The sequence below is a fragment of the Variovorax sp. YR216 genome, assembly GCF_900107745.1.
Classification (GTDB): Bacteria; Pseudomonadota; Gammaproteobacteria; order Burkholderiales; family Burkholderiaceae_C; genus Variovorax.
Map to the genome: position 1 here is coordinate 96,395 of NZ_FNRO01000019.1, position 26,491 is coordinate 122,885.

The 26,491-nt window shown below is 67.4% G+C and carries 25 protein-coding genes; 4 read left to right on the forward strand and 21 right to left on the reverse strand.

The window, feature by feature from the left end:
• Positions 1–2: 2 nt before the first annotated feature.
• From BLW05_RS30165 to BLW05_RS30220, 12 genes are all read right to left on the reverse strand, one after another.
• Positions 3–782, reverse strand: coding sequence for a peptidylprolyl isomerase (locus BLW05_RS30165; protein WP_093167627.1), 780 nt, complete (start codon positions 780–782; stop codon positions 3–5).
• A 15-nt stretch (positions 783–797) separates the two neighbouring features.
• Entirely contained in the window at positions 798–1,523 is a 726-nt protein-coding gene (gene narI, locus BLW05_RS30170; protein WP_093167629.1) for a respiratory nitrate reductase subunit gamma, read from the reverse strand.
• The gene (narJ, locus tag BLW05_RS30175) at positions 1,520–2,233 is read right to left on the reverse strand and encodes a nitrate reductase molybdenum cofactor assembly chaperone (RefSeq protein WP_177142863.1); all 714 of its coding nucleotides are present in this window, start codon (positions 2,231–2,233) and stop codon (positions 1,520–1,522) included. The genes narI and narJ overlap by 4 nt, the downstream gene beginning before the upstream one ends.
• Before the next feature lie 3 nt (positions 2,234–2,236).
• Entirely contained in the window at positions 2,237–3,760 is a 1,524-nt protein-coding gene (gene narH / locus BLW05_RS30180) for a nitrate reductase subunit beta (RefSeq protein ID WP_093167630.1), read from the reverse strand.
• A complete protein-coding gene (locus BLW05_RS30185) occupies positions 3,757–7,557 on the reverse strand; it encodes a nitrate reductase subunit alpha (protein ID WP_093167632.1) in 3,801 nt (1,266 codons plus the stop codon). Before BLW05_RS30185 ends, narH begins: the two co-directional genes overlap by 4 nt.
• Positions 7,558–7,573: 16 nt before the next feature.
• Entirely contained in the window at positions 7,574–8,983 is a 1,410-nt protein-coding gene (locus tag BLW05_RS30190; protein ID WP_093167634.1) for a NarK family nitrate/nitrite MFS transporter, read from the reverse strand.
• Positions 8,980–10,248 carry an MFS transporter gene (locus BLW05_RS30195; RefSeq protein WP_093167635.1) on the reverse strand — a complete coding sequence of 423 codons (1,269 nt, stop codon included), beginning with the start codon at positions 10,246–10,248 and terminating at the stop codon, positions 8,980–8,982. The genes BLW05_RS30190 and BLW05_RS30195 overlap by 4 nt, the downstream gene beginning before the upstream one ends.
• Before the next feature lie 298 nt (positions 10,249–10,546).
• Positions 10,547–10,822 (reverse strand): cell division topological specificity factor MinE, encoded by a 276-nt coding sequence (minE, locus tag BLW05_RS30200; RefSeq protein WP_093167637.1) that lies wholly within the window; start codon positions 10,820–10,822, stop codon positions 10,547–10,549.
• Positions 10,823–10,826: 4 nt separating this feature from the next.
• Positions 10,827–11,642 carry a septum site-determining protein MinD gene (minD, locus tag BLW05_RS30205; protein WP_093167639.1) on the reverse strand — a complete coding sequence of 272 codons (816 nt, stop codon included), beginning with the start codon at positions 11,640–11,642 and terminating at the stop codon, positions 10,827–10,829.
• Positions 11,643–11,692: 50 nt separating this feature from the next.
• Positions 11,693–12,451, reverse strand: a complete 759-nt coding sequence (gene minC, locus BLW05_RS30210; protein ID WP_093167641.1) for a septum site-determining protein MinC — start codon at positions 12,449–12,451, stop codon at positions 11,693–11,695.
• A gap of 109 nt (positions 12,452–12,560) precedes the next feature.
• Positions 12,561–13,925, reverse strand: coding sequence for a solute carrier family 23 protein (locus BLW05_RS30215; RefSeq protein WP_093167642.1), 1,365 nt, complete (start codon positions 13,923–13,925; stop codon positions 12,561–12,563).
• A gap of 75 nt (positions 13,926–14,000) precedes the next feature.
• Positions 14,001–14,429 carry a hotdog fold thioesterase gene (locus BLW05_RS30220; protein ID WP_093167644.1) on the reverse strand — a complete coding sequence of 143 codons (429 nt, stop codon included), beginning with the start codon at positions 14,427–14,429 and terminating at the stop codon, positions 14,001–14,003.
• Positions 14,430–14,536: 107 nt separating this feature from the next.
• Here BLW05_RS30220 and BLW05_RS30225 point away from each other — a divergent pair, with 107 nt between their 5' ends.
• Both BLW05_RS30225 and BLW05_RS30230 read left to right on the forward strand, forming a co-directional pair.
• Positions 14,537–15,859: an AsmA family protein gene (locus BLW05_RS30225; protein WP_093167645.1), complete on the forward strand. Its 1,323-nt coding sequence runs from the start codon at positions 14,537–14,539 to the stop codon at positions 15,857–15,859.
• A gap of 127 nt (positions 15,860–15,986) precedes the next feature.
• The gene (locus BLW05_RS30230) at positions 15,987–16,379 is read left to right on the forward strand and encodes a hypothetical protein (protein WP_177142864.1); all 393 of its coding nucleotides are present in this window, start codon (positions 15,987–15,989) and stop codon (positions 16,377–16,379) included.
• On the opposite strand, the gene BLW05_RS30235 is transcribed toward BLW05_RS30230, so the two are convergent.
• From BLW05_RS30235 to BLW05_RS30245, 3 genes are all read right to left on the reverse strand, one after another.
• Complete coding sequence (locus BLW05_RS30235; protein ID WP_093167649.1) at positions 16,376–18,061, reverse strand: methyl-accepting chemotaxis protein; 1,686 nt, start codon at positions 18,059–18,061, stop codon at positions 16,376–16,378. The two genes, BLW05_RS30230 and BLW05_RS30235, sit on opposite strands and share 4 nt — an antisense overlap.
• Positions 18,062–18,214: 153 nt before the next feature.
• A complete protein-coding gene (locus tag BLW05_RS30240; RefSeq protein ID WP_371126987.1) occupies positions 18,215–18,940 on the reverse strand; it encodes an OmpW/AlkL family protein in 726 nt (241 codons plus the stop codon).
• A 276-nt stretch (positions 18,941–19,216) separates the two neighbouring features.
• Complete coding sequence (locus BLW05_RS30245) at positions 19,217–19,672, reverse strand: FHA domain-containing protein (RefSeq protein ID WP_093167651.1); 456 nt, start codon at positions 19,670–19,672, stop codon at positions 19,217–19,219.
• A 134-nt stretch (positions 19,673–19,806) separates the two neighbouring features.
• On the opposite strand from BLW05_RS30245, the gene BLW05_RS30250 reads away from it, so the two are divergent.
• The gene (locus BLW05_RS30250; protein ID WP_093167653.1) at positions 19,807–20,352 is read left to right on the forward strand and encodes a DUF4136 domain-containing protein; all 546 of its coding nucleotides are present in this window, start codon (positions 19,807–19,809) and stop codon (positions 20,350–20,352) included.
• An 18-nt stretch (positions 20,353–20,370) separates the two neighbouring features.
• Here BLW05_RS30250 and BLW05_RS30255 read toward each other — a convergent pair whose 3' ends face one another.
• From BLW05_RS30255 to BLW05_RS30270, 4 genes are all read right to left on the reverse strand, one after another.
• The gene (locus BLW05_RS30255; protein WP_143044963.1) at positions 20,371–20,835 is read right to left on the reverse strand and encodes a surface-adhesin E family protein; all 465 of its coding nucleotides are present in this window, start codon (positions 20,833–20,835) and stop codon (positions 20,371–20,373) included.
• A 69-nt stretch (positions 20,836–20,904) separates the two neighbouring features.
• Entirely contained in the window at positions 20,905–22,716 is a 1,812-nt protein-coding gene (locus BLW05_RS30260) for a feruloyl-CoA synthase (protein WP_093167657.1), read from the reverse strand.
• Between the two features lie 36 nt (positions 22,717–22,752).
• Positions 22,753–23,703 carry a 3-hydroxyacyl-CoA dehydrogenase NAD-binding domain-containing protein gene (locus BLW05_RS30265; RefSeq protein ID WP_093167658.1) on the reverse strand — a complete coding sequence of 317 codons (951 nt, stop codon included), beginning with the start codon at positions 23,701–23,703 and terminating at the stop codon, positions 22,753–22,755.
• Between the two features lie 16 nt (positions 23,704–23,719).
• Positions 23,720–24,640: a beta-keto acid cleavage family enzyme gene (locus tag BLW05_RS30270; RefSeq protein ID WP_093167660.1), complete on the reverse strand. Its 921-nt coding sequence runs from the start codon at positions 24,638–24,640 to the stop codon at positions 23,720–23,722.
• A 105-nt stretch (positions 24,641–24,745) separates the two neighbouring features.
• Between BLW05_RS30270 and BLW05_RS30275 the strand changes: the two genes are divergently transcribed.
• Positions 24,746–25,468: a Crp/Fnr family transcriptional regulator gene (locus BLW05_RS30275; RefSeq protein WP_093167662.1), complete on the forward strand. Its 723-nt coding sequence runs from the start codon at positions 24,746–24,748 to the stop codon at positions 25,466–25,468.
• 2 nt (positions 25,469–25,470) lie between these two features.
• Here BLW05_RS30275 and BLW05_RS30280 read toward each other — a convergent pair whose 3' ends face one another.
• Positions 25,471–25,839 carry an SseB family protein gene (locus tag BLW05_RS30280; RefSeq protein ID WP_093167664.1) on the reverse strand — a complete coding sequence of 123 codons (369 nt, stop codon included), beginning with the start codon at positions 25,837–25,839 and terminating at the stop codon, positions 25,471–25,473.
• A gap of 28 nt (positions 25,840–25,867) precedes the next feature.
• A partial coding sequence (locus tag BLW05_RS36155; protein WP_256330559.1) for a DUF5666 domain-containing protein occupies positions 25,868–26,491 on the reverse strand: 624 nt, incomplete at its 5' end.

Consider the following 26,491-nt stretch of genomic DNA (forward strand, 5'->3'; position numbering starts at 1 on the left):
GCCTATTGAACCAGAGGAGTGGTCGCTGCGTCCATGTCGATGCCTTCGATGCGTGCCGCGCCGGCCAGCAGGCTCAGGTATTGGCGCAGCGCGGTCACATAGCTTTGCTGGCGCAGCGCCTGGGCGACGGCCGCGTGGACCGACTCGAAGGGCGGCTGCTCGCCGCCTTCGCGCGCCAGCACTTCCACCACGTGCAGGCCGAAGCGGGTCGGGACCAGATGCGGCAGCACGCCGATTTCCTGGCCGCCGAACAGGGCGCGCGCGAATTCGGGCGCGCAGTCGCCGGCGCCAAGCCAGCCGAGATCGCCGCCGAGGGCGCCGCTCGGGCAGTTCGAGAACTCGGCGGCCATGGCGGCGAAGGCTTCGGTCGCGCTCGCGGCGTCCTGGCAGCGCAGATCGAGCAGGCAGTCTTCGGCGCGCATGCGCACGAGCGCGATGTCCACGCCGGGTGTGACGGCGAAGAGGACGTGGCGCGCATGCACGCGCTGGCCAGTGGCGAAGTGCTTCGAGTTCGCCGCATGGTGGCGCCGGCAAGCTTCCTCCGAAGGGGCGGGCACGACGATCTCGCGGTCGAGCAGCGCCTCGATGGCCCGCGCGGCCGCTTCGCTGGTCGCGCCTTCGACGGGCGCGGGATCGCCGGCATCGAGCAGGCCGGCGCGCATCGCGGCCTGCCGAAGCAGCTCGGTGCAGGCGCGTTGACGCAGGGCTTCCGGGGCTGGCGATTCGTCGTCGCGCGCGAGCGGGACGCCGTTCACCGAGGGCAGAGCCGTGAGGGTGGTCATGGTGTCCTCCTTGGCTCAGGCCGAGCGGTGCGGCTGTGCGCGGCCGGCGGCGGTGTTCATGCGGCGTGAGCGCACCACCTGGTAGGGCCTGAAGAGGTAGCCGACCGACGCAAGCCCGCTCCACACATGCACGAGACGCGTGAACGGAAACAGCAGGAACAGGGTCATGCCCAGCACCATGTGCGCCTTGAAGGGCCATTCCACGCCCCCAAGCGTGGCCGCGTCGGGGCGGAAGGTGACGATCCCCTGCGCCCATTCGGCCAGGACAATCATCGTGGCGCCGTCGCGGTGGTGCACCGAGAAGGGCAGCGTGACGAGGCCGAGCACGAGCTGCGCCCACAGCACGACGAGGATCGCGACGTCGCTGCGGTGGCTGGTGGCGCGGATGCGCGGGTCCGACAGGCGCCGGTGCAGCAGCATCGTCAGCCCGATGAAGCACAGCGCGCCGGCCGCGCCGCCGGAGACCACGGCCACCATCTGCTTCTGGCCGGCGGTGATGAAGGGCTCGTAGAGCCAATGCGGCGTCAGCAGCCCGACCGTGTGGCCGAACAGCAGGAACAGGATGCCGATGTGGAACAGGTTGCTGCCCCAGCGCAGCTGGCCGGCGCGCAGCAGTTGCGACGAGTCGCTCTTCCATGTGTACTGGTCGCGATCGAAGCGCACCAGGCTGCCGAGCAGGAAGACCGCGAGGCAGATGTAGGGATAGACCGTGAACAGGAAGTCATGGACCGCGCGTGTCATTCGGAGGCTCCTTGGGCGTGTGCGTTGGAGGGGGTGGCGGCCCGCCGCACGATGCGCACGGGCTGCGGCGTGCCGGGCGCGGCCTGACCTTCGGTGGAGCAGCCGCCGAACGCGAGCGGCTCCTCCCATGCCTCGTCGAGCGCAGGTTCGGACGCGATCGGCACGGCCCGCGCCTTTTCGCCGGCGAGCTCGAGCACGGCCGCGAGCACGCAGGCATAGGGGCTGCGGCGCTCCAGCAGCGCGCTGAAGATGCTGCGCGCGATGTGCGCGAACTCCGCGAGGAAGGCGGCGGCCTGCGCGGGCGGTTGCGTCGATGCGTATTCGAGCACCACGGTCAGGTGGTCCGGCAGCTCGCCGTCATGCAGCAGCAGGCCGGCCTGCGCATAGGTCTGCGCAAGGTCGACCATCGCGGGGCCACGTTCGCGCGAATCACCGTGCACGTGTTCGAACAGGTGCAGCGCGGTGGCGCGGCCACGATCGAAGAGGTCGACGTACTCGGCTTCGACGTCGAGTGGCGGGCCATCGCCGAGGTGCGCGACCAGCGCGTCGACTTCGGCGAGCCTTGCCGCGCCGAGCGCGCCTTCGGCATGCAGCGCGTCGCGCATCGCGTCGAGGTGCGCGCAGAGTTCGGCGTCGGGGTAGCTCAGCAGGCGGGCCAGCACACGCAGGGTGTGGGTCATCGGCTGGGTGGTTTGCTTGAACAATGCCATGACTCAGTTCTCCACGTGGATCGGAATGGTCCGCCGCTTCTCGCCGCCGAACAGGCTGGCATCGCTCGAACCCTCGGAGCACCCGTTGCCGAAGCTGAAGCCGCAGCCGCCGCGCAGGTCGAAGGCGTCTTCGGCGTACTCGCGGTGGGTGCTCGGGATGACGAAGCGGTCCTCGTAGTTGGCGATCGCCATCACGCGATACATCTCCTCGACCGTCTCGGCGTCGAGGCCCACCTGACGCAGCGCCTCGGCATTGCCGGCGCCCTCGACATGCTTGCCGCGCTGCCATGCGCGCATCGCGAGCATGCGTTCGAGCGCGCGCACCACCGGTGCGGTGTCGCCGGCCGTGAGCAGGTTGGCGAGGTACTTCACCGGAATGCGCAGCTGGTTCACGTCCGGGATCTCGCCGTTGCTGCCGATGTGGCCGGCCTGCGCCGCGCCGGTGATCGGCGAGAGCGGCGGCACGTACCAGACCATCGGCAGGGTGCGGTATTCCGGGTGAAGCGGCAGCGCGACCTTCCAGTCCATCGCCATCTTGTAGACCGGGCTGGTGCGCGCCGCTTCGAGCCAGTTCTCCGGAATGCCGTCGCGGCGGGCCTGTGCGATCACCTCGGGGTCGTTCGGATCGAGGAACACGTCGAGTTGCGCCTGGTACAGGTCCTTGTCGCGCTCCACGCTGGCGGCCTGCTCGATGCGGTCGGCGTCGTACAGCATCACGCCGAGGTAGCGGATGCGGCCCACGCAGGTCTCGCTGCACACCGTGGGCTGGCCGGCCTCGATGCGCGGGTAGCAGAAGATGCACTTCTCGGCCTTGCCGCTCTTCCAGTTGTAGTAGATCTTCTTGTACGGGCAGCCCGAGACGCACATGCGCCAGCCGCGGCACTTGTCCTGGTCGATCAGCACGATGCCGTCTTCCTCGCGCTTGTAGATCGAGCCCGAGGGGCACGATGCCACGCACGCCGGGTTCAGGCAGTGCTCGCAAAGGCGCGGCAGGTACATCATGAAGGTGTTCTCGAACTGGCCGTAGATGTCCTTCTGGATGTCGTCGAAGTTGCGATCCTTGCTGCGCTTGGCGAACTCGCCGCCGAGGATCTCCTCCCAGTTCGGGCCCCAGACGATCTTCTCCATGCGCTGGCCGGTGATGAGGCTGCGCGGCCGCGCGGTGGGCGCGGCCTTCATCTCCGGCGCCGTGTGCAGGTGCTCGTAGTCGAAGGTGAAAGGCTCGTAGTAGTCGTCGATCTGCGGCAGGTTCGGGTTCGCGAAGATGCGCATCAGGAGCTTCCACTTGCCGCCTTGGCGCGGGGTGATCGATCCATCCGCGTGGCGGGTCCAGCCGCCGTTCCACTTGTCCTGGTCTTCCCAGTCCTTGGGGTAGCCGATGCCGGGCTTGGTCTCGACGTTGTTGAACCAGGCGTACTCGACGCCGGGCCGGCTGGTCCAGACGTTCTTGCAGGTCACGCTGCAGGTATGGCAGCCGATGCACTTGTCCAAATTCAGCACCATGCCGATCTGCGCACGAACTTTCATTGCGTTGCTCCTTGCGTGGGTTGGGCCGCGCCTGCATCGCGTGGCGCGTCGAGCCAGTCGACCTTGTTCATCTTGCGCACGACCACGAACTCGTCGCGGTTGGTGCCGATGGTCCCGTAGTAGTTGAAGCCGTAGCTCAGCTGCGCGTAGCCGCCGATCATGTGCGTGGGCTTGAGCACGATGCGGGTCACCGAGTTGTGGATGCCGCCGCGCGTGCCGGTGATCTCCGAGCCCGGGGTGTTGATGATCTTTTCCTGCGCGTGGTACATGAGCACCATGCCGGGCTTGACGCGCTGGCTGACCACCGCGCGCGCCGCGATCGCGCCGTTCACGTTGAACAGCTCCACCCAGTCGTTGTCCTCGATGCCGGCCTTCTTCGCGTCGTCCTCGCTGAGCCACACGACGGGCCCGCCGCGGTTGAGCGTGAGCATCAACAGGTTGTCGCTGTAGGTGCTGTGGATGCCCCACTTCTGGTGCGGCGTGATGAAGTTCAGCAGGATCTCGGCGTTGCCGTTGGGCTTGATGCCCTGCATGCCGTGCGTGGCCTTCATGTCCACCGGCGGGCGATAGCTGGAGAAGCCTTCGCCGAAGGCGATCATCCACGGGTGGTCCTGGTAGAACTGCTGGCGTCCGGTCAAGGTGCGCCATGGGATCAGTTCGTGCACGTTGGTGTAGCCGGCGTTGTAACTCACCGTCTCGCTCTCGATGCCGCTCCAGGTCGGGCTGCTGATGATCTTGCGCGGTTGCGCCTGCACGTCGCGGTAGCGGATCTTCTCGTCCTCGCGGTAGAGCGCGAGGTGCTTGTGGTCGCGGCCGGTGGCCTTCGAGAGCGCTTCCCAGGCCTTCACCGCCACGTGGCCGTTGGTCTCGGGCGCGAGCTGCAGGATGACTTCGCAGGCGTCGATGTCGGTCACGATCTTCGGCCGGCCTTTCGTCGCGCCATCGGTTTGCGTGAAGCCATTGAGCTGCCCGAGTTGCGTAACCTCGGTGTCGGTCTTCCACGCGATGCCCTTGCCGCCGTTGCCGAGCTTGTCCATCAGCGGGCCGAGCGCGGTGAAGCGCTGGTAGACGTTCGGGTAGTCGCGCTCGACCACCGCGATCTGCGGCGCGGTCTTGCCGGGGATCAGCTCGCACTGGCCCTTCTTCCATTCCCTCACCTCGAAGGGCTGGGCGAGTTCGGCCGGCGTGTCGTGCATCAGCGGCGTGAGCACCACCTCGCGTTCGACGCCGAGATGGCCCACGCACACTTCGCTGAAGGCCTTCGCGAAGCCCTTGTAGATCTCCCAGTCGCTGCGCGACTGCCACACCGGGTCCACCGCCGCCGAGAGCGGGTGGATGAAGGGGTGCATGTCGCTGGTGTTGAGGTCGTTCTTCTCGTACCAGCTCGCGGTGGGCAGCACGATGTCCGAATAGAGGCAGGTGGTGCTCATGCGGAAGTCGAGCGTCACCAGCAGGTCGAGCTTGCCCTGGGGCGCCTGTGCATGCCACTCGACCTCGGTGGGCTTGGCGTCATCCGCGCCCAGGTCCTTGCCCTGCACCCCGTTCGAGGTGCCGAGCAGATGCTTGAGGAAGTACTCGTGGCCCTTGCCGCTGGAGCCCAGCAGGTTGCTGCGCCAGACGAACATGTTGCGCGGCCAGTTCTGCGGCGCGTCGGGGTCTTCGCAGCTCATCTGGAGCGTGCCGTCGCGCAGGCCGCGCACGACAAAGTCGCGCGGCTCCATGCCGGCGGCACCGGCATCCTTCACCACCTGGAGCGGATTGGTCTTGAGCTGCGGCGCGCTCGGCAGCCAGCCCATGCGCTCGGCGCGCACGTTGTAGTCGATCATGCTGCCGCCGTACATCGCCTTGTCGGCCAGCGGCGAGACGATCTCGTCCATGCCCAGCTTCTCGTAGCGCCACTGGTCGGTGTGGGCGTAGAAGAAGCTGGTGCTGTTCATCTGCCGCGGCGGACGGATCCAGTCGAGCGCGAAGGCGAGGGCGGTCCAGCCGGTCTGCGGGCGCAGCTTCTCCTGCCCCACGTAATGGGCCCAGCCGCCGCCGCTCTTGCCGATGCAGCCGCACATCATCAGGAGGTTGATGACGCCGCGGTAGTTCATGTCGGCGTGATACCAGTGGTTCATCGCCGCGCCGATGATGACCATCGACTTGCCCTGCGTCCGGTCCGCGTTGTCGGCGAACTGGCGCGCGACGGTGGCGATCTGATCTCGCGGCACGCCGGTGATGGATTCGGCCCATGCGGGCGTGTAGGGCGCGTCGTCGTCGTAGCTGGCTGCGCCGCTGCCGAGGCCGCGGTCGACGCCGTACTGTGCCGCTTGCAGGTCGAACACGGTGGCCACGAATGCCTCGCGGTATTCGCCTTCCTTGCCGAGCCGGAGGGACACCACCGGCACGCGGACGTCGATCACGTCGCGCTTCTGGTCGTTGGCGGTGAAGTGCGGCGAACGCACGCCGCCGAAGTACGGGAAGCTCACGTCGCGCACTTCATGTGCCTGCGCGCCGTCTTCGAGCACCGAGAGCTTCAGGCGCACGTCGGCGTCGTGGCGCGCTTCCTTGCTCTCCAGGTTCCACTTGCCGGCATCGTCTCGCCCTTCGGCGCCCCAGCGGAAGCCGATCGAGCCGTTGGGCAGCACCGCGCGCCCGTCGGTGTCGAAGGCGACGGTCTTCCAGTCGGGGTTGTTGCCCTGACCCAGCTTGCCGTTGAAGTCGCTCGCGCGCAGATAGCGGTCGGGAACGAGCGTGGTGCGGCCATCGGCGTGGCGCTGCTCCTTGAGCATCACCAGCATCGGCAGGTCGGTGTAGCGGCGCGCGTAGTCGTCGAAGTAGGCGCTGCGCCGCTTGAAGTAGAACTCGCTCAGCGCGACATGGCCCATCGCCATCGCGAGCGCCGCGTCGGTGCCCTGCTTGGGGTGCAGCCACAGGTCGGCGAGCTTGGCGACCTCGCTGTAGTCGGGCGTCACCGCCACGGTCTTCGCGCCCTTGTAGCGCACCTCGGTGAAGAAGTGCGCATCCGGCGTGCGCGTCTGCGGCACGTTGCTGCCCCAGGCGATGATGTACGTCGAGTTGTACCAGTCGGCCGACTCGGGCACGTCGGTCTGCTCGCCCCAGATCTGCGGGCTCGCCGGCGGCAGGTCGCAGTACCAGTCGTAGAAGCTCATGCACACGCCGCCGATCAGGCTCAGGTAGCGGCTGCCGGCCGCGTAGCTCACCATGCTCATCGCGGGGATCGGCGAGAAGCCGATGATCCGGTCGGGACCGTACTGCTTGATCGTGTGGACGTTCGCGGCGGCGATGAGCTGGTTGACCTCGTCCCACGTGCTGCGCACGAAGCCACCCATGCCGCGCACCTGCTGGTAGTCGCGGCGCGCGTCGGGGTCCCCGGCGATGGAGGCCCAGGCCGAGACCGGGTCCTTGCTCACGGCGAGCGCCGCGCGCCAGCGTTCGAGCAGGCGGCCGCGCACCATCGGGTACTTCACGCGGTTGGCGCTGTAGAGGTACCAGGAATACGAGGCACCCCGCGCGCAGCCGCGCGGCTCGTGGTTGGGCATGTCCCAGCGCGTGCGCGGGTAGTCGGTCTGCTGCGTTTCCCAGGTGACGATGCCGCCCTTGACGTAGATCTTCCACGAGCAGGAGCCCGTGCAGTTCACGCCGTGCGTGCTGCGCACGATCTTGTCGTGCGCCCAGCGGTTGCGGTAGGCGTCTTCCCAGGTTCGGTCTTCGCCGGTGGTCACGCCGTGGCCGTTGGCGAAGCTTTCCTTGGGAAGGCTGAAGTGCGTGAGGCGATCGAGAAAGTGGCTCATTGTCGTGCTTTCGAAATCAGCAGGGCATGGGTGCGTTGCGGCGCGCGTAGTGCCACCACGTCACGGCGATGCACAGCAGGTAGAAGACGATGAAGACGTAGAGCGCCGCATCGGGGCTGCCGGTCAGCGCGATGGCGCTGCCGTAACTCTTCGGGATGAAGAAGCCGCCGTAGGCCGCGAAGGCGGCGGTGAAGCCGAGCGTGGCAGCGGCTTCGGTGTTGGCTTCCCTGGTGGCGCGCGCGACGGCTTCGCGGTCGCTGGCATCCACCTCGCGCAGCTTCTGCGTCTGGAAGATCACCGGGATCATGCGGAAGGTCGAGCCGTTGCCGATGCCGGTGGTGAGGAACAGCACCAGGAAGCTCATGAAGAAGCCCGCGAAGCTGCCGCCCAGCGGGCCGTGCGGGAGGAACACCAGCACGCCGCCGACCGCGATCGTCATCACGATGAAGTTCCAGAACGTGACCTTCGCGCCGCCGAGCTTGTCGGCCAGCCAGCCGCCGAAGGGCCGCACCGCCGCGCCCGTCAGTGGGCCGAGCCACGCGTAGGCGAGCGGATTCACGCCCGGGAACTGGCTCTTGATGAGCAGCGGAAAGCCCGCCGCATAGCCGAGGAAGGAGCCGAAGGTGCCGAGGTAGAGGATGCACATCAGCCAGTTGTGCTTGCGGCGGAAGATCACGGCCTGCTCGGCGAACGAGGCCTTTGCGTCCGCGAGGTCGTTCATGCCGAACCATGCGGCCAGCGAGGCCAGCGCGATCCAAGGCACCCAGATGAAGGCCGCGTTCTGCGTCCAGACCTGCACCGTCTGGTTGTTCCGGGTGATGGTCTGCGCCTCGCCGCCGAAGATGCCGAAGATCCCGGCGGTGACCACCAGCGGGCTCAGGAACTGCACCACCGACACGCCGAGGTTGCCGAGGCCCGCGTTGATGCCCAGCGCCGAACCCTTGCGCTCCTTCGGGAAGAAGAAGCTGATGTTCGCCATGCTGGAGCTGAAGTTGCCGCCGCCCAGGCCGCACAGCAGCGCGAGGATCAGCATGGTCGGGTAGCTCGTCGTGTTGTCCTGCACCGCGAAGCCGATGCCGATGGCCGGGATCAGCAGCGAGGCGGTGGAGATCGCCGTCCAGCGCCGCCCGCCCACCAGCGGCACCATGAACGAGTAGAAGATGCGCAGCGTCGCGCCGCTCAGCGCGGGCGAGGCGGCCAGCCAGAAGAGCTGGTTGGTCGAATAGTTGAAGCCGAGCGCGGGCAGGCTCACGGCCACGACGCTCCACACCTGCCAGATCGCGAAGGCCAGGAACAGCGCCGGCACCGAGATCCAGAGGTTGATCTTGGCGACGGCCTCGCCTTCGCGCTCCCAGAACGCCTTGTCTTCCGGCTTCCAGATTTCGAGCAGGCGGCCGCGCCGCGCGCCCATGGTTTGCGTGGTCATACGGATACCTCCTTGGGGTTCAGGGGCGCGGAGCCCAGCAGATCGGTCTTGCGCACTTCGGTCCAGTACATCCAGATCAGCGAGACCCAGACCACGCCGTACATCAGCATGAAGGCGCTGGAGCGCACGCCGGTGAGGTCCATCAGCGCGCCGAACAGGATCGGCAGCACGAAGCCGCCCAGCCCGCCCGCGAGCCCGACGATGCCGCTGATGGCGCCGATGTTGTGCGGGAAGTCGTCGCTGATGTACTTGAAGACGCTGGCCTTGCCGAACGCGAAGGCGATGCCCAGCAGGAACAGAAGCGCGGTGAAGCCGTAGACGTTGAGCCCGATGTGGAAACTCTTCGGGCCATCGACGGTCAGCACCGTGAAGTCGGTCTGCGGATAGCTCAGCAGGAACAGGCAGACCCAGCTCAGCCACATCACCCACCAGGTGACCTTGTGCGCGCCGTGCCTGTCCGACAGCACGCCGCCGATGGCCCGCAGCACGCCGCCCGGCAGCGAGAAGCAGGCCGCGAGCAGCGCCGCGATGCGGATGTCCAGGCCGTATTCGCCGACGTAGTACTGCACCATCCACAGGCTCAGCGCGACGTAGCCGCCGAAGACAATGCTGTAGTACTGGCAGTACTTGAGCACGCGCGGGTCCTTCAGCGCGCGCAACTGGTCTGCGAACTTCGTGTTCGAGGGCACGAGGTGCCTCGGGTCGCTCGCGCTGCCGAGCCAGAACACGATCAGCGTGCCGAGCATGATGGCCGCGTACACCTGCGGAACGATGGTCCAGCCGAAGGCCACCATCAGCGCGGGGGCCACGAATTTGTTGACCGCCGCGCCCGAGTTGCCGGCGCCGAACACGCCCATCGCCATGCCTTGCCGTTCCTTGGGGAACCAGCGCGCGACGTAGGGCGTGCCGACCGAGAACGAACCGCCCGCGAGACCGAGCACGAGCCCGATCACGAGGAAGTGCCAGAAGGCCGTGGCATAGGCCAGCAGCCAGATCGCCGGCACCGTGATCGCGAGCAGCACCGCCATCACGATGCGGCCGCCGTACTTGTCGGTCCAGATGCCCAGCGGCACGCGGATCAGCGAGCCGGAGAGCACGGGCATCGCGGTCAGCAGGCCGAACTCGGTGGCGTTGAGGCCGAGGGCCTTCTTGATCGGGATGCCGATGACGCCGAACATCATCCAGACCATGAAGCAGGTCGTGAAGGCCAGCGTGCTGACGATCAGGACCGACCAGGCCTTGGGTGCGATGGGGGAAGGGGCCATGGGGAGTGCTCTTGTGTGTGACCACTCCACTGTTCCCGAGGGGCGCCGGCCTGAACATCCGTCCGGAGCACAGGTCCACCGCGGCAGAAGAACGATGGGTTCTCGGCGCCGCATAGTTCCGAAGAACGATGCAGCCCGCGCGGCTACCGGCCCGGCGCGGTTTCAGGCGCGGACGGACGCGATGCCGCGCCACGCGGCCTGTAGATGCGCGTCGTCGGCTTCGTCGACGATCGCCAGCAGGCGCATGAGCCGTTCGTGCGCCTCGTCTATCGCGCGACCCCGGCGCGCCGCCGGGGCGTCAGCGCGCCGCGACCGCGGTGCCGTCGGGCAGTTCGATCTTGACCTCGAGCACTTCGAGGTCGTCCTGCTTCTCGAGGTGGACCTTGATGTCCTCGGCCTTGATCGACACGTACTTGGAGATCACCGCGATCAGCTCGCGCTGCAACTCCGGCAGATAGTCGGGCCGCTTGTTGCCGAGGCTGCTGCGCTCGTGCGCGAGGATGATCTGCAGCCGTTCCTTGGCGACACTGGCCGTCTTCTTCTTTTCGCCCAGCAGAAAGGAGAGGAGGGACATCGAACTACCTCGCGCCGAAGATTCGTTTGAAGAAGCCGGGTTTCTCGGCGTCGACGAAGCGCATCGGCCGCTCCTCGCCGAGGAAGCGCGCGACCACGTCGCTGTAGGCCTGGGCCACGTCGGTGTCCTTGTCGTGGATCGCGGGCACGCCCTGGTTGGAGGCCTGCAGCACGCTCTCGGACTCGGGGATCACGCCGATGAGCTTGATGCGCAGGATGTCCTGGATGTCTTCCAGCGACAGCATCTGGCCGCCCGCCACGCGGTTGGGGTTGTAGCGGGTGATCAGCAGGTGCTCCTTGATCGGCTCGCCGCCTTCCTTGGCGCGCTTGGTCTTGGAGCTGAGCATGCCCAGGATGCGGTCCGAGTCCCGCACCGAGGACACCTCGGGGTTGGTGACGACGAGCGCTTCGTCGGCGAAGTGCATCGCCATCAGCGCGCCGACCTCGATGCCGGCGGGCGAGTCGCACACGATGTAGTCGAAGCCCTGGTCGGCGAGTTCCTTGAGGATCTTCTCGACGCCGTCCTGCGTGAGCGCGTCCTTGTCGCGCGTCTGCGAGGCGGCCAGCACGTAGAGGTTCTCGCAGTGCTTGTCCTTGATGAGCGCCTGGCTCAGGTTGGCTTCGCCCTGGATCACGTTGATCAGGTCGAACACCACGCGGCGTTCGCAGCCCATGATGAGATCGAGATTGCGCAGGCCGACGTCGAAATCGATCACCGCCGTCTTCTTGCCCGCCAGGGCGAGCCCGGACGCGAAGCTTGCGCTCGTGGTCGTCTTGCCTACGCCGCCCTTGCCCGAGGTCACCACCACAATTTTGGCCATTGCCACATTCCTCTTTCGTTCGTTTCAGTTATTCGGTAGATGCCGGAATCTCATTCGATCGCTTGCATCACGATCTTCTTGCCATCCTGCAGCGAGATCTGCGCCGCCTTGCCTGCCACCTCGTCCGGCAGCGCAACCTCGGAAGTGCGGTAGATGCCCGCGATGGCGACGAGTTGTGCTTCCAGGCACGTCGTGAAGATGCGCGCCTCGGTGTTGCCGCGCGCGCCGGCGATCGCCTTGCCCCGCAGCGGTGCGTACACATGGACGTTGCCGTCCGCGATCACCTCGGCGCCGAAGCTCACGATGGCCGTCACGATCACGTCGCCGCCACGCGCATACACCTGCTGGCCCGAGCGCAATGGCTTGTCGATGACCAGCGTGCCGCTGGCCGGCACCGGCACTTCGCGCACGATCTGCGGGGCTTCGCTCGGCGGTTCGACGGGCGGGGCGGCCGGCTTGGGTGCCGGCGCGGCGGGCATCGCGGTGACCGACAGGCCGGCGGCGCGCGCAGCGACGTTCTGCGCATCGGTGCCGCCGCGCACCGCGACGGGCTGCGTCTGGTGGCGCGCGAGCATGTCGCGCAGCCGCGTGAAGTCGATGTCGGCTTCCGCGTCGTCGTCCTGCAACTGCGAAAGGTCGATGACGACCGGCTCCTGTTCGAAGAAGTCGGGGGAGTCGGCGAGTTGGGCGTCGAGCGCTTCAGCGAGCACGTCGAGATCGGCCGTGCGGAGAATGACCGCGATCAGCGGCATCGTCGCGCTCTTGAACTCGAATAGCGTCTTGGTGCGCGCGGCGGAAGCGTCGGCCATGTAAAACGTAGGTGCGAAAAGCGTTGGAGTCTAACGGGAGTGGCTTCCGTGCCATGAAACTGGCGCGTCGCTATCACCTGACACAACACCTCTTGCACCAGGTTTCATTTCAATCATCCGAACGGTTGAGCAGTGCGTAGAGCAGAATCGCCCCGAAAGTGGCCGTGCCGATGCCGCCGAGCGCGAACTGCCCGAACTTCAGCGTGAAGTCGCCGGTACCGAGGATCAGCGTGATCGCCGCCGTGATGAGGTTCTTGTTCTTCGAGAAGTCGACCCGGTTGTCGACCCAGATCTTCGCGCCCGCCACCGCGATCAGGCCGAACACCACGATGCTCACGCCGCCCATCACCGCCAGCGGGATCGCCTGCACCAGCGCGCCGAACTTCGGGCTGAAGCCCAGCACCAGCGCGATCAGCGCGGCGACGACGAACATCGCGGTCGAATAGATCTTGGTGGCCGCCATCACGCCGATGTTTTCCGCATAGGTCGTGACGCCTGTGCCGCCCAGGGCACCGCTCACCATGGTCGCCACCCCGTCGCCGATGAACGCGCGGCCGAGGTACGGGTTGAGGTCGCGTCCCGTCATCGCGCTCACGGCCTTGATGTGGCCGAGGTTTTCCGCCACGAGGATGACCGCCACCGGCGCGATCAGCAGCATCGCGTTCACGTCGAACACCGGCGACGAGAAGGTCGGCATGCCGAACCACGGCGCCGCGGCGAGCGGGGCGAGATTGATCGGCTTGCCCATGCCGAGGCCGTTGGTCAGCAGCGCATAGATGATGCTCGCCACGATCAGCCCCATGAGGATCAGCAGCCGCTGCATCATCCCGCGCGTGTAGACCGCGATCAGGCCCACGCTCAGGAAGGTGACGAGCTGCATCCATGTGTCGAAGCCGGTCGGCGCCATGTTCTTGATCGGCACGCTCGCGAGGTTGAGCCCGATCACCGCGACCACTGCGCCGGTCACCACCGGCGGCATCAGGCGCTCGATCCAGTGCACCGCCACGTCGCTCTCGACTTCCTCGACCTCCATGCCTTCGAGGCCCTTCACCGGCGCGCGCTTGGTGCGCCGCTCGTTGGTGAGCGCCACCACGATGCCGATCCCCACGTAGACCAGCCCGCACACGATGATGCCGCCGAGCGCCACGCCGAGGTTCGTGTTCGGCCCCGAGCCCGAGTAGCCGGTGGCCGCGATCACCACGCCGATGAAGGCGAAGCTCGACCCCAGGTAGCTCGGCACCCGCCCGCCGGTGATGAAGAAGAAGAGCAGCGTGCCGATCCCGCTCATGAGGATCGCCACATTGGGGTTGAACCCCATCAGGATCGGCGCCAGCACCGTGGCGCCGAACATCGCGATCACGTGCTGAACGCCCATCGCGGCGGTCTGCGGCCAGGGCAGGCGCTGTTCGGGCGTGACGACGGCGCCGGCACTGGCCGATACCTTTTGCCAGCGCGGAAGGTAGGACTCGCTCATGGTTTTCTCCTCGTTGGTTGTTTCTTCTTTTGCCAGGAAGCGGGGGTATGGGGCGCGGTGGACCCGCCGCGACGCTCAGTCGCCGCGCGGCGCCAGCACGGCCATCGTGATGCGCGAGACGCAGGTCAGCTCGCCCGCGTCGTTGGTGAGATCGATCTGCCAGACCTGCGTGGTGCGGCCCCTGTGCACCGGCCGCGCAGTCCCGGTGACCCAGCCCGAGCTCGCGGACTTGAGGTGGTTCGCGTTGATGTCCAGCCCGACCGCACGGTGGCCCTCGGGGGCCGAATAGTGCGCGCCGCACGAGCCCAGCGTCTCCGCCAGAACGACCGAGACGCCGCCGTGCAGGATGCCGTAGGGCTGCACCGTGCGCTTGTCGACCGGAACGCGTGCGCGAATGAAGTCGTCCCCGATCTCCAGAAATTCGATCCCGAGGTTGGCGACCGTCGTGTCGATGTGGCTCCGGGTTAATTCTTCGACCGAGATATCTTTCTTCCAGATGCGCATGGGGGAATTTCTCCAGGTTCGGGCTGCGCAGACTATAGCGATTGGCGCCGGGAACGATGCGCCCGTCGCTGACAGCAGAGCTGCCCCGACGCGCGCAAGCTAAGGCCATGAGCCGGACGCGACTTTGGATTGCCGTTTCCGCCGCCCTGCTGGTGGTGCTGCTGGCCGGGCTGGGCCTCTGGGTTCGCGGCCAGTTGCCCAGCGACGAGCAGCTGGCCTCGGAAATCGCTGCGCGCTTCGAGAAGGCGTCGGGCGTCGGCTTGCGCATCGGCGCGGCGCACTGGGCGCTGCGGCCTTCGCCGGTCATCGAGCTCGAGGATGTCGCGACGGTACAGCCGAGGCCGATCACCTTGCGGCGCATCGTGGTGCGGCCCCGGCTGGCGTCGCTCTGGGGGCGCAAGGTGGCCATTGGCGAGGTCGAGGCGAGCGGGGCGGTGCTGCCGAGTGCCTCCGTGCGCGCGTTCCGCGGGCGCTGGGATGGCGGCGATACCGCCATTGCGCTCGCCGGCGGCTGGGCGCTCACCGAGGTCCCCGTCGAAACGCTGCGCCTGCGCGACATCTCGTGGATCGACCGCCGGGACATCGCGCTGGCCTACGACGTCGATCTGCGCTTCGACGCCCATTGGCGTCCGCGCGAAGGCGAGATCCGTCGCGTGGGCGTCTCGCCGCCGGCCCGGCTGCGCGTTGAGCGCGCAGGCGAAGACGACCGCTGGCGAACCTTGATCGACCTCGGCGGCGGCACGTGGAACGGCACCACGCGGCTCGAAGCCGGCAACGATGGCCCGATGCGGCTCACGGCGACGCTGGAGGCGAAGAACGTGGACCTGACGCAGTTCCTGCGCGGCTTCGGCCGCCACAGCGCGGTCGAAGGCAAGATCAACGGGCCGACGGAAGTGAATAGCGAGGGCGCGAGCGTCGGCGACCTGATTCGCCGCCTGCATACCCGCACCCGCTTCACGATCGCACCCGCGGCGCTCGCCGGCTTCGATCTCGCCAAGGCTGTGACCGCGCCCGGTTCGGCGCGCGGCGGCCAGACCCGGCTCGACGCGCTGACGGGCACGCTCGACACCCAATCCACCGACAACGGCGTGATGTTGCGCTACAGCCAGCTCAAGGCGAGGTCCGGCGTGCTCACCGCGAGCGGCGCCGCCGTCGTGCTGGACCGCAAGCTGGACGGCGAGGCGGCGGTCGACATCGTGGATGGCGTCGTGGGCGTGCCCCTCAAGCTTGGCGGCACGCTCGATGCCCCGGTGCTGTCGCTGACGGGTGCGGCGCTGGCGGGCGCTGCCGTCGGGACGGCGGTGCTGCCCGGCGTGGGCACCGCGATCGGGGCGCGCGTGGGGCAGGCGATGGACAAGCTGCTGGGGCCCGACGAGGCCCAGCGGTCCCCCAAAACGCCCGCGCCCGGCAAGGCCTCGCCGAAGCGCTGAGCGGCGGTTACCGCTGCCGTTTCACGGCCGGATTTCTTTACCTGCGCTAGACAATGCCGGGGCGGTGCGCATGACAAGCTCCGCGTTTTCCTTCTCTTTCCGCTCCAGTCATCCGAGGTGTCACGCCATGCACGTCAGCTATTCGGTCTTCACGGAAGTGCGCTTCTGGATCATGGTGGCCGTGTCGGTCGTGCTGCCGTTCTCGATCTACGGCGTGCTGATCGCCAAGCGCGCGATCTCGCGCTTCACGGTGCTGGTGCTCGGGTTCACGCTGGTGGCCATCGCCGGAATCGATGTTTTCTTCCTCCAGCGGCTGGCCACGCTCGCGAACGCGACGCCGTCACTCGCGGACGACGTGTTCTTCGTCTCGGAAGTGCGGGTGGCGCTCTACCTGTTGCCCGCGCTGTTCGCGGGGCTCGGCATCAACATGATCTCCCACGTCCTGACCACCCATCTGACCGCCGCGGAAAAGCGCTTCAACGAGGAGCATGCGGACGCGGCGACCGGACCGGAGCTCTAGAACGACTCCCAGTCGCCGCCGGCAGCCACCGCTGCGGGTGCGGGCTTCTGCGCTGCCGCAGCGGGCTTTCTTGCAACCGGGGCAGCCTTTGCCGCCGCTGCGCGCTGCAGGGTGGCGATCGGGCGCTGGCCCTGGCTGTCCAGCTTGAAGACGCTCACCACTTCCGAGAGGCTGCCGGCCTGTTCCTGGAGCGATGCGGCGGCTGCTGCCGCTTCCTCGACCAGCGCGGCGTTCTGCTGCGTGACCTGGTCCATCTGCGTGATCGCCTGGTTGATCTGCTCGATGCCCGAGGTCTGCTCCTGGCTGGCCGCGGTGATCTCGCCCATGATGTCCGTCACGCGCTTCACGCTCTCGACGATCTCGTCCATGGTGCGGCCGGCTTCGGTGACCTGCTTGCTGCCTTCCTCGACCTTCTCGACGGAATCGCCGATGAGGGTCTTGATTTCCTTCGCTGCGGCTGCCGAACGCTGCGCGAGGTTGCGCACTTCGGAGGCAACCACCGCAAAGCCGCGGCCCTGCTCGCCGGCACGCGCCGCTTCGACCGCCGCATTCAGCGCCAGGATGTTGGTCTGGAAGGCGATGCCGTCGATGACGCCGATGATGTCCACGATCTTGCGCGACGAGGCATTGATCGAGCCCATCGTGTCCACGACCTGATTCACCACGCTGCCACCGCGCACGGCGACTTCCGAAGCCGACACCGCGAGCTGGTTGGCCTGGCGCGCGTTGTCCGCGTTCTGCTTGACGGTGCTGGTGAGCTCCTCCATCGACGCTGCGGTCTCTTCCAGCGAACTCGCCTGCTCTTCGGTGCGCGACGACAGGTCCTGGTTACCGGATGCGATCTGCGAGCTGGCCGTCGACACATTCACGACCACACCCTGCACCTGATGCAGCGAAGAGTGCAGCGCGGTGCGCATCTGGTCGAGCGCGTGCAGCAGGCGGCCGGTTTCGTCGCCGGCGTAGCTCTTTTGTGGCGCGCCGGTCAGGTCCATGTCGGCGATGGCCTGCGCCATCGATTCGGCACGGCGCAGCGGCCGCGTGATGCTGCGCGCGAGGAACCACGCCATCGCGCTGCCCAGCGCCAGCGACAGCGCGGTGCAGATCATCAGCAGCGTGCTCGTCTGCGCGCGCAGGGCCTGTCCGCGCTCGGCGGCGGCGTCGAGCTCGGCGCGCTGCAGGTCCACCATCTTCTGCACGCCGGCGATGTAGCTGACCGATGTCGGCTCGAAGCGCGCGGTGAACACCCGGTTCGCGCCCTCGAGGTCGCCCGCGAGCTTGAGCTTGCTGACTTCCTCGCGTGCGGCGAGGTAGTCCTTGCGCAGCTCGCCGACCTTCTCGAACAGCGCGCGCTCATCCGGCTTGACCATCTGCCCCTCGATGAATTTCTGCAGTTCGTTCGTGTCCTTGATCGAGGCCGCGGTCGCCGGCGCGAAGTAGGCGATCAGGCTCGGGTCGCTGCTCTTGGCGATCGCCGCCGCGCGCTGCACGCCCGAGGTCGTGTGGCGCAGCCAGTCGGCGCCGGCGCGCTCGGTCTTCACGTTGTCGTTGACCATGCGGTCGATCTCTTCGCCCAGGCGCTGCAGCTTCAGCACCGCGAACACGCTGCTGGCGAGGAAGAGGGCAAGAATGGCGCCAAGCACGAGGGCGAGACGCCGGCCGATCGATATGTTGCTCAAGGACATGGTCGTGATTCCGGAAGATGCGAAGGAATGCGCGCACGCTGCGCATTCGCATATCGGCCGGAATCCGCCGAACTTGAGGGAAGAGGAGGGGGAAGAAAGAGAAACGGAGGGCGCGTTGCGCGCTCTCCGGCCCGGCAAGCGGGGCTTGGGGGCTTAGAACTTGTAGGTCACCGCGAGGTACGGAACGATCGGATTGAGCTTGAGGCTCGACTCGCTCTGCGCCACCGGCACGCCCAGCGCGGTCGTGGTCAGCTTGGCCGTGGTGCTCAGGCGGATGTACGACACCGAGAAGGACATGCCCCAGTGCGGGTCGAACTGGTAGGCCGCGCCCACGTTGAACACTGGCGAGAAGGAACTGTCGAGCTTGGCCGTCGTCGCCGATGCGGCCGGCGGGATGCCGATGCGGTTCGCCAGCGCGCCCTGCAGGCTCGGGGTGATCTTCACGTCGCTGTACCAGACGTAGGTTGCGCCGAGGCCGACGAAGGGACGCAGCTTGGCTTCGCCGTCATTGAAGTAGTACTTGGCCAGGATCGTGGGGCTCCACTGGCGCGCTTCGCCGAGTTCGCCGACCGGGGCGAGGGTGCCGGTGCCGTAGAGCTTGAATTTCGGCGGAATGCCGATCACGCCTTCGACGGCCCAGTGGCTGTCGACGAAATAAGTGGCGCTGAGGCCCAGCGTGTCCGAGTTGCCGGCGTCCGCGCCGGAGCCCGGCACCACGGCCGCAACCGGCGAGGTGAAGGTCAGGGGTTTGCTCGAATCCTGCGGCGAAAAGTGGAGCCAGCCGGCGCCCACTTGCCAATCGCCGGCCTTTTGCGCCAGGGCGCTGCCGGAACCGAGAGCGGCAACGGCGGCCAGCGCAAACAGTTTTGTCTTCATCATGAGAGAGTGAGTTGAGGGAAAGGGGAGCTGCATATAAAGGGGAGCTGCATATGATACGTATGCGTTTAATTGATTCGGCAAACGTGTCACCTAGGCTACAACAAAGGCCTAGTCCTTCTGTGAGCACACACTCTCAATGTAGGGTCTCCCGCGAATCCCTCAAAGTTTCGGGCCGGCGGCCGATATCAAGGCTGGTTCTCCAGGGATCTTCTTGCCAAAGATCATTCGGCCCGCCGCGTGCGGGCCTTCTTTTTTTGGAGCAGCCCTCCGGGCTATTCAGGCGCGCCATTCCACGGTGGCGTAGCGGCGGGCTTCGGCCTGCCGCGCCGCGCGGCCCTGGCGGAAAAAGCTCGCCCAGTCGCTGCGCTGACGAGCGACTTCGAGCTCGACCGGATCGCCGGGCACCGTGACCAGCTTCAGCGGATCCTCGTCGGCCATCCTGCTGATCGTCTGGAGGAAGCGGATCTGGCAGTCGCCCACGCCGATCGCATCGCCGTTGCGCAGCGTGCTTTCGCGCACGCGCGACTGGTTCACGAAGGTGCCGTTGCGGCTCGCCATGTCGAGCACGACGTAGCGGTCGCCCATCCAGCGGATCGCCGCGTGGTGGCGGCTGACGCCTAGGCTGTCGATGTGCACCCCGCAGTTGGGGTCGCGCCCGATCGTCGTGATCGGTCCCTTGAGATTGACTTGCCGCACGCTGCCGTGCCGCGTCAGGACGATGAGTCTGGACATGTGCTTCTCGCTGTAAGTGGTTGAACGTGTGGTGCTTTTCGGCGCGTCCAGCCGGTTTTGAAGCGTCCCGGCACGGCACTGCGGCAACTTTCCGCATTTCGCGCCTGTAACATGCCCCGGCAACAGGAGCGAACATGATCGGAAGATTCCTTGCCGTGGTCCTTGCCCTCGTGCTGACCGCCTGTGCCAGCACCGCGACCGTCAAGACCGACTTCGACCCGAATGCGCGCTTCGGCAACGACCGCACCTACAGCTGGATCTCGGGCGACGATGGCGGCGCATTGCTGCCGCAGGTCATCGTCTCGGGCATCGATTCGCGCCTTTCGGCCCGGGGCTGGAAGCGGGTGCCCGAGAACGGCGAGATCCGTGTCTCCGCCCACGTCACCCGCGTGAAGGGCCAGACCTTCAACAACTTCTACAGCGGCATCGGTCACGACCTCAACTGGCTCGGCATCGGCAGCAATTGGCCGGGCTACGTGACGATGTCCACCGACGACTACGAGAAGGGCACGCTGCTGGTCGACATGTTCGACGGCGGCACCCAACGTGCGATCTGGCGAGGCAGCGCGAGCGGCGTGCTGCCCGACGATCCCTCGCGTGTGAATGCGAGCGTGCAGGCGGCGCTCGACAGGCTGTTTGCCGGCTTCCCGCCCGGCGGTGCGTCCGCACGCTCGAAATAGAGCGCGCGCGCCTTCAGGCTAGCCGCCGGACTGGCAGGCCGCGCGGATGATGCGCTGCATGGGGTTGGGCTCGACGTCGCGAAAGAGCATCGGCTGCGGATTGCGCGAGTAATCGGTCGACTTGCTCGGCGCGCCCTGCCAGAGCGGCTGCGGATAGAACGTCGCGAAGGTATAGCCCGCCTTGCGCGCGCGGCAGTCGAAGACCACCTTCGACTCGTAGGAGCGATAGGGAACGTTCTCCCAGTTGAACCGCTGCCTCGCACGGCTGACCCGCACGTTCATGGTCCTGAACTGGCCCTCGACGTGGGTGGCGACGGGATCGACCTGGACCGTGTCCATCGATGCATCCGCCGGATTGCCCGTCACTGTGAACCACTGCGTCGGCGCCGGGGGCTGGACGTGAATCTGCGCCTCGGATTGCGCTTGCGGCTGTGCCTGCGCATTGCAGGCCACGATGCTGAGCAACACAAGCCGCCGTCTCAAGTCCCACTCCTTTGCTGGCCGAAGAAGCGATCGATTCTAGCCAGCGGTCGCCGGGCGACGGCGCGCGCCTCAGTCCAGGCGGACGACCTCCGCATCGACCGCATCGGCGTGCAGCTTTGCGACCTCGTCGGCACGGCGCGCCAGCACGGCGCGCTGGTTGATGTAGCCCTTGTCCGTGATCTCGCCCGCATCGATGTCGGGCGGCGCGTTCAGCACGATCGCGCGCACCGGGCACTGCGACGAGCCCGCGCCCGTGTCGCGCAGATCGCGCATCACGCGCTGCAGCGCCGCGTGCAGTTCCTCGCGCGGCCGGGATGCCGCCTGCGGGCTGGGGAACACCAGCATGCCGATCTCCGCCCGGTCGTGCCCGGTGATCACGATGTCCTGGGCCAGCGGCGCGAGGCGCGACACCAGTTCCACCCGCAGGGTGCCCACCGAGACCCAGGTGCCGCTGGACAGCTTGAAATCCTCGGCCACGCGACCGTTGAACATCACGCCGCGCTCGGGCTGCTGCGCATGCACCAGGTAGCCCGCGTCGCCGATGCGGTAGTAGCCTTCTTCATCGAACGCCTCGGAGGTCTCGCGCGGCCCGTTGCGGTAGCCGGGAAACACCGACACGCCCTTCACACGCATCTCCAGCTTGTCGCCATTGGGCACCAGCTTGAGCTCGATCCCCGGCAGCGGCGCGCCGATGCAGCCCGCGCCATCGAGCCGCCAATGCGCGGTCGTGATCGCGGGCGACGTCTCCGTCGCGCCCCAGGAGGTCGTGAGCCACAGCGGCCGCGTTGGCCGTGCGCGACGGGCCACCGCCTCGAGCCGCTCCCACGTTGACGGCGCCAGCGCGGCTGCCGCGTAGAAGACCAGCCGCAGGCGCGAGAGCACTTCCGACGCCAGCGCTTCATCGGCCTCGAGGAAAGGCAGCAGCATGTCGTAGCCGCGCGGCACGTTGAACAGCAGCGTCGGCCGCACCTCGCGCAGGTTGCGCACCGTCTTCTCGATCAGTCCCGGCGCCGGCCGACCTTCGTCGATATAGAGCGCGCCACCGTGGCTCAGCACCATGTTGAAGTTGTGGTTGGCGCCGAAGGTGTGGCTCCATGGCAGCCAGTCGACCAGCACCGGCTTCTCCCGGTCGAGGAAGCGCCAGGTCTGGGCCATCATCTGCTGGTTCGCGCAGAGCATGCGATGCGTGTTGATCACCACCTTCGGCTTGCCGGTCGAGCCCGAGGTCAGCAGGTACTTGGCGTGGTCGTCCGGCAGGATCGCGTCGAAGGCCTGCATCACTGCGGGCGTTTCCTTCGTCTGCAGGAGCCGCTCGAACGGCATGCCGCCCGGGTGCGCATCGGCGTTGCGGCTGAACACCATGGCCGCCTCGACGCCGCAGCCCGCGAGCGATGGCCCGTACACCTTCGCGTCGGACGCATAGATCACCGCAGGCGCCAGCGCGCGCAGCATCCCGTGCAGCCGCGAAGGGTCCTTGGCCATGCGCGAGTACGCGCTCGACAGCGAGCACGCGGTGCGCCCGATGTGCATCGTCGCGAGCATCAGCACCGCATGGTCGATCGCGTTGTCCGACAGGATCACCACCGGCCGGTCCTTCGGCGCGCCCAGATGAAGCAGACCTTGCGCGACGGCGCCCACGGCGCGGCGCAGCTCGCCGTAGCTCAGCCTGCGCCAGCCTTCGCCGCTTTCGTCACGCTCGGCCAGCGCCAGCGCATCGGGCGTCTCGCGCGCCCAGCGTTCCAGCCAGTCCCCGATGCATCGTGCGTACGGCTTCAGTGCCACCGGCGAGCGCAGGATGAACGAGCCGTCGTCCAGGTCGATGCGCACCGTGCGCGGCGGGGCGATCTGGTTCTCGTCTTCGAAGAAGGCGGGGGTGGTCATGTCTTGTCTCCTCGGCGGCAGTTGCCGCTGCGGTTGTTATTCGAGTGTGCCGGTCGAAGCCTTGTCGCGGATCAGGTTCATCAGCAGGATGTCGCGGGCGGCTTCGAGATCCGCCATGCGGCGAGTGCCGAGTTCGTCAGCGACACCTGCCGTGACGGCCTTCTTGAGCGCGGGCGTCATCGACGGCGCGCCCAGGTCGTGCCACCAGTCCTCGATCGGCCCACCCAGGTGATCGAGCACGTGCGCGATCCCGCCCGCGCCGCCCGAGAGATGCAGGTTCATGAACGGCCCCATCACCGCCCAGCGCAGGCCCGGACCGTGCGCGATCGCGGCGTCGATGTCCGCGACCGAGGCCACGCCCTGTTCCACCAGATGGAAGGCCTCGCGCCACAGGGCGGCCTGCAGCCGGTTCGCGATATGCCCCTTCACTTCGCGCTTCACGTGGATCGGCCGCTTGCCGATCGCCGCGTAGAACGCCATCGTGCGCGCCACCGCATCCGCCGAGGTGTGTTCTCCGCCGACCACTTCCACCAGCGGAATCAGGTGCGGCGGATTGAACGGATGGCCGAGCACCACGCGCTCCGGGTGCTTGCAATGCGCCTGCACGCCGCTGATCGCGAGCCCCGACGAACTGGATGCGAGGATCACATGCGGCCGCGCCGCTGCATCCATGCGCCGGAACAGCTCGGCCTTGATGTCCATGCGCTCGGGGCCGTTCTCCTGCACGAAGTCCGCCGGTGCGACCGCCTCTTCGAGTTGCGCATGGAAGCGCAGCCGGTCCAGCGATGCGCCCTCGGCCAGGCCGAAGCGCTCCAGCGTCGGCCAATGCTGCGCCACCGCTGCGCGCAGCCGCTCCTCGGCGCCGGGCGACGGGTCCGTCGCATCCACGTCCAGCCCGTGGGCGAGGAAATACGCGGCCCAGCTCGCGCCGATCACGCCCGTGGCGACGACCGCCACGCGCTTGACGTCATTGAAGGATGTGCTCATACGCGGCTCCCGCGCCTCAGTGCCACGCGAACTCCGGGCGCGGCAGCCCGATGCGCGGCAGGCCCATCATGTGGCGCGCCTCGGCGGGCGTGGCAGGCTCCATGTCCATCTCGCGGATGATCCGCACGATGCGCTCGGTGAGCTGCAGGTTGGTCGCCAGCTCGCCGTGGCGGAAGTAGAGGTTGTCCTCGAGTCCAACGCGCGCATGGCCGCCCAGCAGCAGCGCGCTGATGTTTGCCTCGAGCTGCGACGGGCCGATGCCGCTCACGCAGAAGATCGCGCCCTTGGGCAGCGTGTCCACCATCATCTGCAGGTGGCGCGGCGAGAACGGCATCGCGTTCTGGAAGTTGCGGTGCACGTTCATCACGAGGTTGATGAAGTAGGGCTCCTCGTCCAGCCCTTCGTTGATCAGCGTCGTCGTGTCCTGCAGGATGTGCGTGGGGCTGAACACCTCCCACTCGGGCTTGATGCCGCGCGCCTTCATCCCCGCGGCGAGTTCGCGGCCCTTGGTGAGCGGCGTGTCCATCAGGATCTCGCGCCCTTCGAAGGAGAGGTTGAGCGTGGTCGCGTCCAGGGTGCACATCTCGGCACCGGCATCCATGCCCTTGATGCGCTCCTCCCACGCGATCTCCCAGCGGTTGCCCGGGAGCGGCTTCACCATGTCGCCGTGCACGCCGCCGCCGGTGGAATTGTTGATGACGATGTCGCAGCCGGCATCGCGGATGCGGGTGTTGATCTCGCGGTAGACCGCGGCATCGCAGGTCGCGCCGTCGTCGGCACGCCGCGCGTGGATCGCGGCCACGCTGGCGCCGGCCTTCCAGCAGCGGATCACGTCCTCCGCGATCTCGGCGGGCTGCGTCGGCAGATGGGGGTTCTGGGCCTTGTGCGCCATGCCGCCGGTCGGGGCGATGGTCACGATCACTTTGCGCTTGGTCATGGGCTATCTCCTGTGGGACAGCACGGTATTATTTTTGGCCGCCTTCGCCCTGACAGTCATCGCGATGACATTTCGTATCAGGGATAACGAGGCGCAGGAGCCCCCATGCGCAACAAGCCCGCAGCCGAGACACCCGCGGCCAGCCTTTCCCTGACCATCCCGCGCCTGCTGGCGCTCTCTGGCTGGTTCCCGCAGCTCGACGGCGAAGTGCAGGCGCGCGTGCTCGACGAGATGCGCGAGGAGCCCGTCGCCGCCGGCGCGGCGCTCTGCCGGCGCGGCGAAATGCCGCTGCACTGGTACGGCACGCTCGAAGGGCTGCTCAAGTGGTCCGTCACCTCGGACGACGGCCGTTCCGTCACCTTCGGCGGCCTGACGGTCGGCAGCTGGTTCGGTGAAGGCACGCTGCTGCGGGCGGTGCCGCGCTCCGCGGACATCATCGCGCTGCGCGATAGCCGCGTGGCGGTGATGCCGCAGGACACGTTCGAGTGGCTGCACCGCACGCAGATGAGCTTCAACCACTTCCTGCTCGCGCAGCTCAACGAGCGGCTGCACTGGTTCATGGGCAACTACGCGGCGCATCGCCTGCTCGACGCCGACAGCCAGGTGGCGCGCGCGCTGGCGGGGCTCTTCCATCCATGGCTGCATCCGCTCGGGCAGAAGCACCTGCAGACCTCGCAGGAGGAGATCGCGGCGCTGTCGGGCCTCTCGCGGCAGCGCTGCAATGCGGCGCTCAAGCGGCTTCGCGACGCGGGGCTGCTGCGCATCGAGTACGGCGGCATCACCGTGATCGACGTCGAGGGCCTGCGCCGATTCGGCGATCGCGTCTAGTGTCAAAGGCAGACGTAGGCCGGGCACGCGCCCTCGGGAAAGAGCTCCAGGTTCAGCGTCGTCCCGGGGTTGATCACCAGCCCCATCCCCGGCGGCAGCGCCCGCAGCACGTCGATGCCCTTCATCACGATGGAATGCGGCGCCACCGATGCGAAGTCGCCGATGCGGCACTTGTCGGTGAAGCAGGCCATCATCGTGTTCTGCTCCTTGAAGAGCAGCAGCGGCCGGAACGGCGGGCCGTGCTCGACGGGCGCCGTCCTGCTGGCCACGATCAGGTCGGAATCGGCGAACTCCTTCAGCAGGTCTTCCATCGTCAGCGACCCGCACCGTGCGTGCGACAGCACCAGCTCCAGCGGGTTGTTGAGGTTCATCGTTGCGCTCTCGCAATGGGGCGTGGCCTCATTGGAAGGTGACGCGATCGGCGATGAGCACGCCGTTGGCGACGCGACTGCCTTCGACCATCACCCGCACCTGCGCACCGAGGTTCGCGGCGCTGCCGTTGACGAAGCTCACCCCCGGCCCGCTGGCGTCGATCGGCTGTCCCTTGATGCGGAAATCGGCGATCGAGTTGAAGGTCGAGATCTGCCCGGTCAGGCTGAACGAGGGCTGCCCGCCGGTGCCCGGCGCGAGCCTGATCTTGAGTGTGTTTGCCTTCAGCACCCCGTTCGAGAGCACGCCGCCGACGATCACCCTGACGCCGTTGCCCACCGACTGGGCCGGCCCGCCGGACACCTTCGCCGCCGACGCATCGACGGGCATGCCCAGTACACGCAGCGAACCGAGCCCGGCGAAGTCGGTCACCACGCCGGCCAGCTGCAAGGCCGTGCCATTGGCGGTCGGCGCCGGGTACCACCACTGCACCGCGGTCGCCACCATCGGGCCCGCGCCGACCGCGCTCGCCCGCACGCGCACCAGTACGCCGTTGGCAAACACCCCGCCGTTTCCGCCGGTCACGGGCGCCTGCCCGTAGTCGATCACGTAGCCGCCAATGCTGAAGCGCCGCGCCACGATGTCGAGGTTCTG

Coding starts and splice junctions, on each gene's coding strand:
- BLW05_RS30215 (WP_093167642.1), bottom strand. CDS start 13,925: ATGAGCGAGTCCTACCTTCCGCGCTGGCAAAAGGTATCGGCCAGTGCC.
- BLW05_RS30275 (WP_093167662.1), top strand. CDS start 24,746: ATGCGCAACAAGCCCGCAGCCGAGACACCCGCGGCCAGCCTTTCCCTG.
- BLW05_RS30260 (WP_093167657.1), bottom strand. CDS start 22,716: ATGACCACCCCCGCCTTCTTCGAAGACGAGAACCAGATCGCCCCGCCG.
- minD (WP_093167639.1), bottom strand. CDS start 11,642: ATGGCCAAAATTGTGGTGGTGACCTCGGGCAAGGGCGGCGTAGGCAAG.
- BLW05_RS30230 (WP_177142864.1), top strand. CDS start 15,987: ATGCACGTCAGCTATTCGGTCTTCACGGAAGTGCGCTTCTGGATCATG.
- narH (WP_093167630.1), bottom strand. CDS start 3,760: ATGAAAGTTCGTGCGCAGATCGGCATGGTGCTGAATTTGGACAAGTGC.
- BLW05_RS30220 (WP_093167644.1), bottom strand. CDS start 14,429: ATGCGCATCTGGAAGAAAGATATCTCGGTCGAAGAATTAACCCGGAGC.
- BLW05_RS30265 (WP_093167658.1), bottom strand. CDS start 23,703: ATGAGCACATCCTTCAATGACGTCAAGCGCGTGGCGGTCGTCGCCACG.
- BLW05_RS30225 (WP_093167645.1), top strand. CDS start 14,537: ATGAGCCGGACGCGACTTTGGATTGCCGTTTCCGCCGCCCTGCTGGTG.
- minE (WP_093167637.1), bottom strand. CDS start 10,822: ATGTCCCTCCTCTCCTTTCTGCTGGGCGAAAAGAAGAAGACGGCCAGT.
- BLW05_RS30280 (WP_093167664.1), bottom strand. CDS start 25,839: ATGAACCTCAACAACCCGCTGGAGCTGGTGCTGTCGCACGCACGGTGC.
- BLW05_RS30240 (WP_371126987.1), bottom strand. CDS start 18,940: ATGATGAAGACAAAACTGTTTGCGCTGGCCGCCGTTGCCGCTCTCGGT.
- BLW05_RS30250 (WP_093167653.1), top strand. CDS start 19,807: ATGATCGGAAGATTCCTTGCCGTGGTCCTTGCCCTCGTGCTGACCGCC.
- BLW05_RS30270 (WP_093167660.1), bottom strand. CDS start 24,640: ATGACCAAGCGCAAAGTGATCGTGACCATCGCCCCGACCGGCGGCATG.
- narJ (WP_177142863.1), bottom strand. CDS start 2,233: ATGGCATTGTTCAAGCAAACCACCCAGCCGATGACCCACACCCTGCGT.
- BLW05_RS30195 (WP_093167635.1), bottom strand. CDS start 10,248: ATGGCCCCTTCCCCCATCGCACCCAAGGCCTGGTCGGTCCTGATCGTC.
- BLW05_RS30245 (WP_093167651.1), bottom strand. CDS start 19,672: ATGTCCAGACTCATCGTCCTGACGCGGCACGGCAGCGTGCGGCAAGTC.
- BLW05_RS30185 (WP_093167632.1), bottom strand. CDS start 7,557: ATGAGCCACTTTCTCGATCGCCTCACGCACTTCAGCCTTCCCAAGGAA.
- narI (WP_093167629.1), bottom strand. CDS start 1,523: ATGACACGCGCGGTCCATGACTTCCTGTTCACGGTCTATCCCTACATC.
- minC (WP_093167641.1), bottom strand. CDS start 12,451: ATGGCCGACGCTTCCGCCGCGCGCACCAAGACGCTATTCGAGTTCAAG.
- BLW05_RS30165 (WP_093167627.1), bottom strand. CDS start 782: ATGACCACCCTCACGGCTCTGCCCTCGGTGAACGGCGTCCCGCTCGCG.
- BLW05_RS30190 (WP_093167634.1), bottom strand. CDS start 8,983: ATGACCACGCAAACCATGGGCGCGCGGCGCGGCCGCCTGCTCGAAATC.
- BLW05_RS30235 (WP_093167649.1), bottom strand. CDS start 18,061: ATGTCCTTGAGCAACATATCGATCGGCCGGCGTCTCGCCCTCGTGCTT.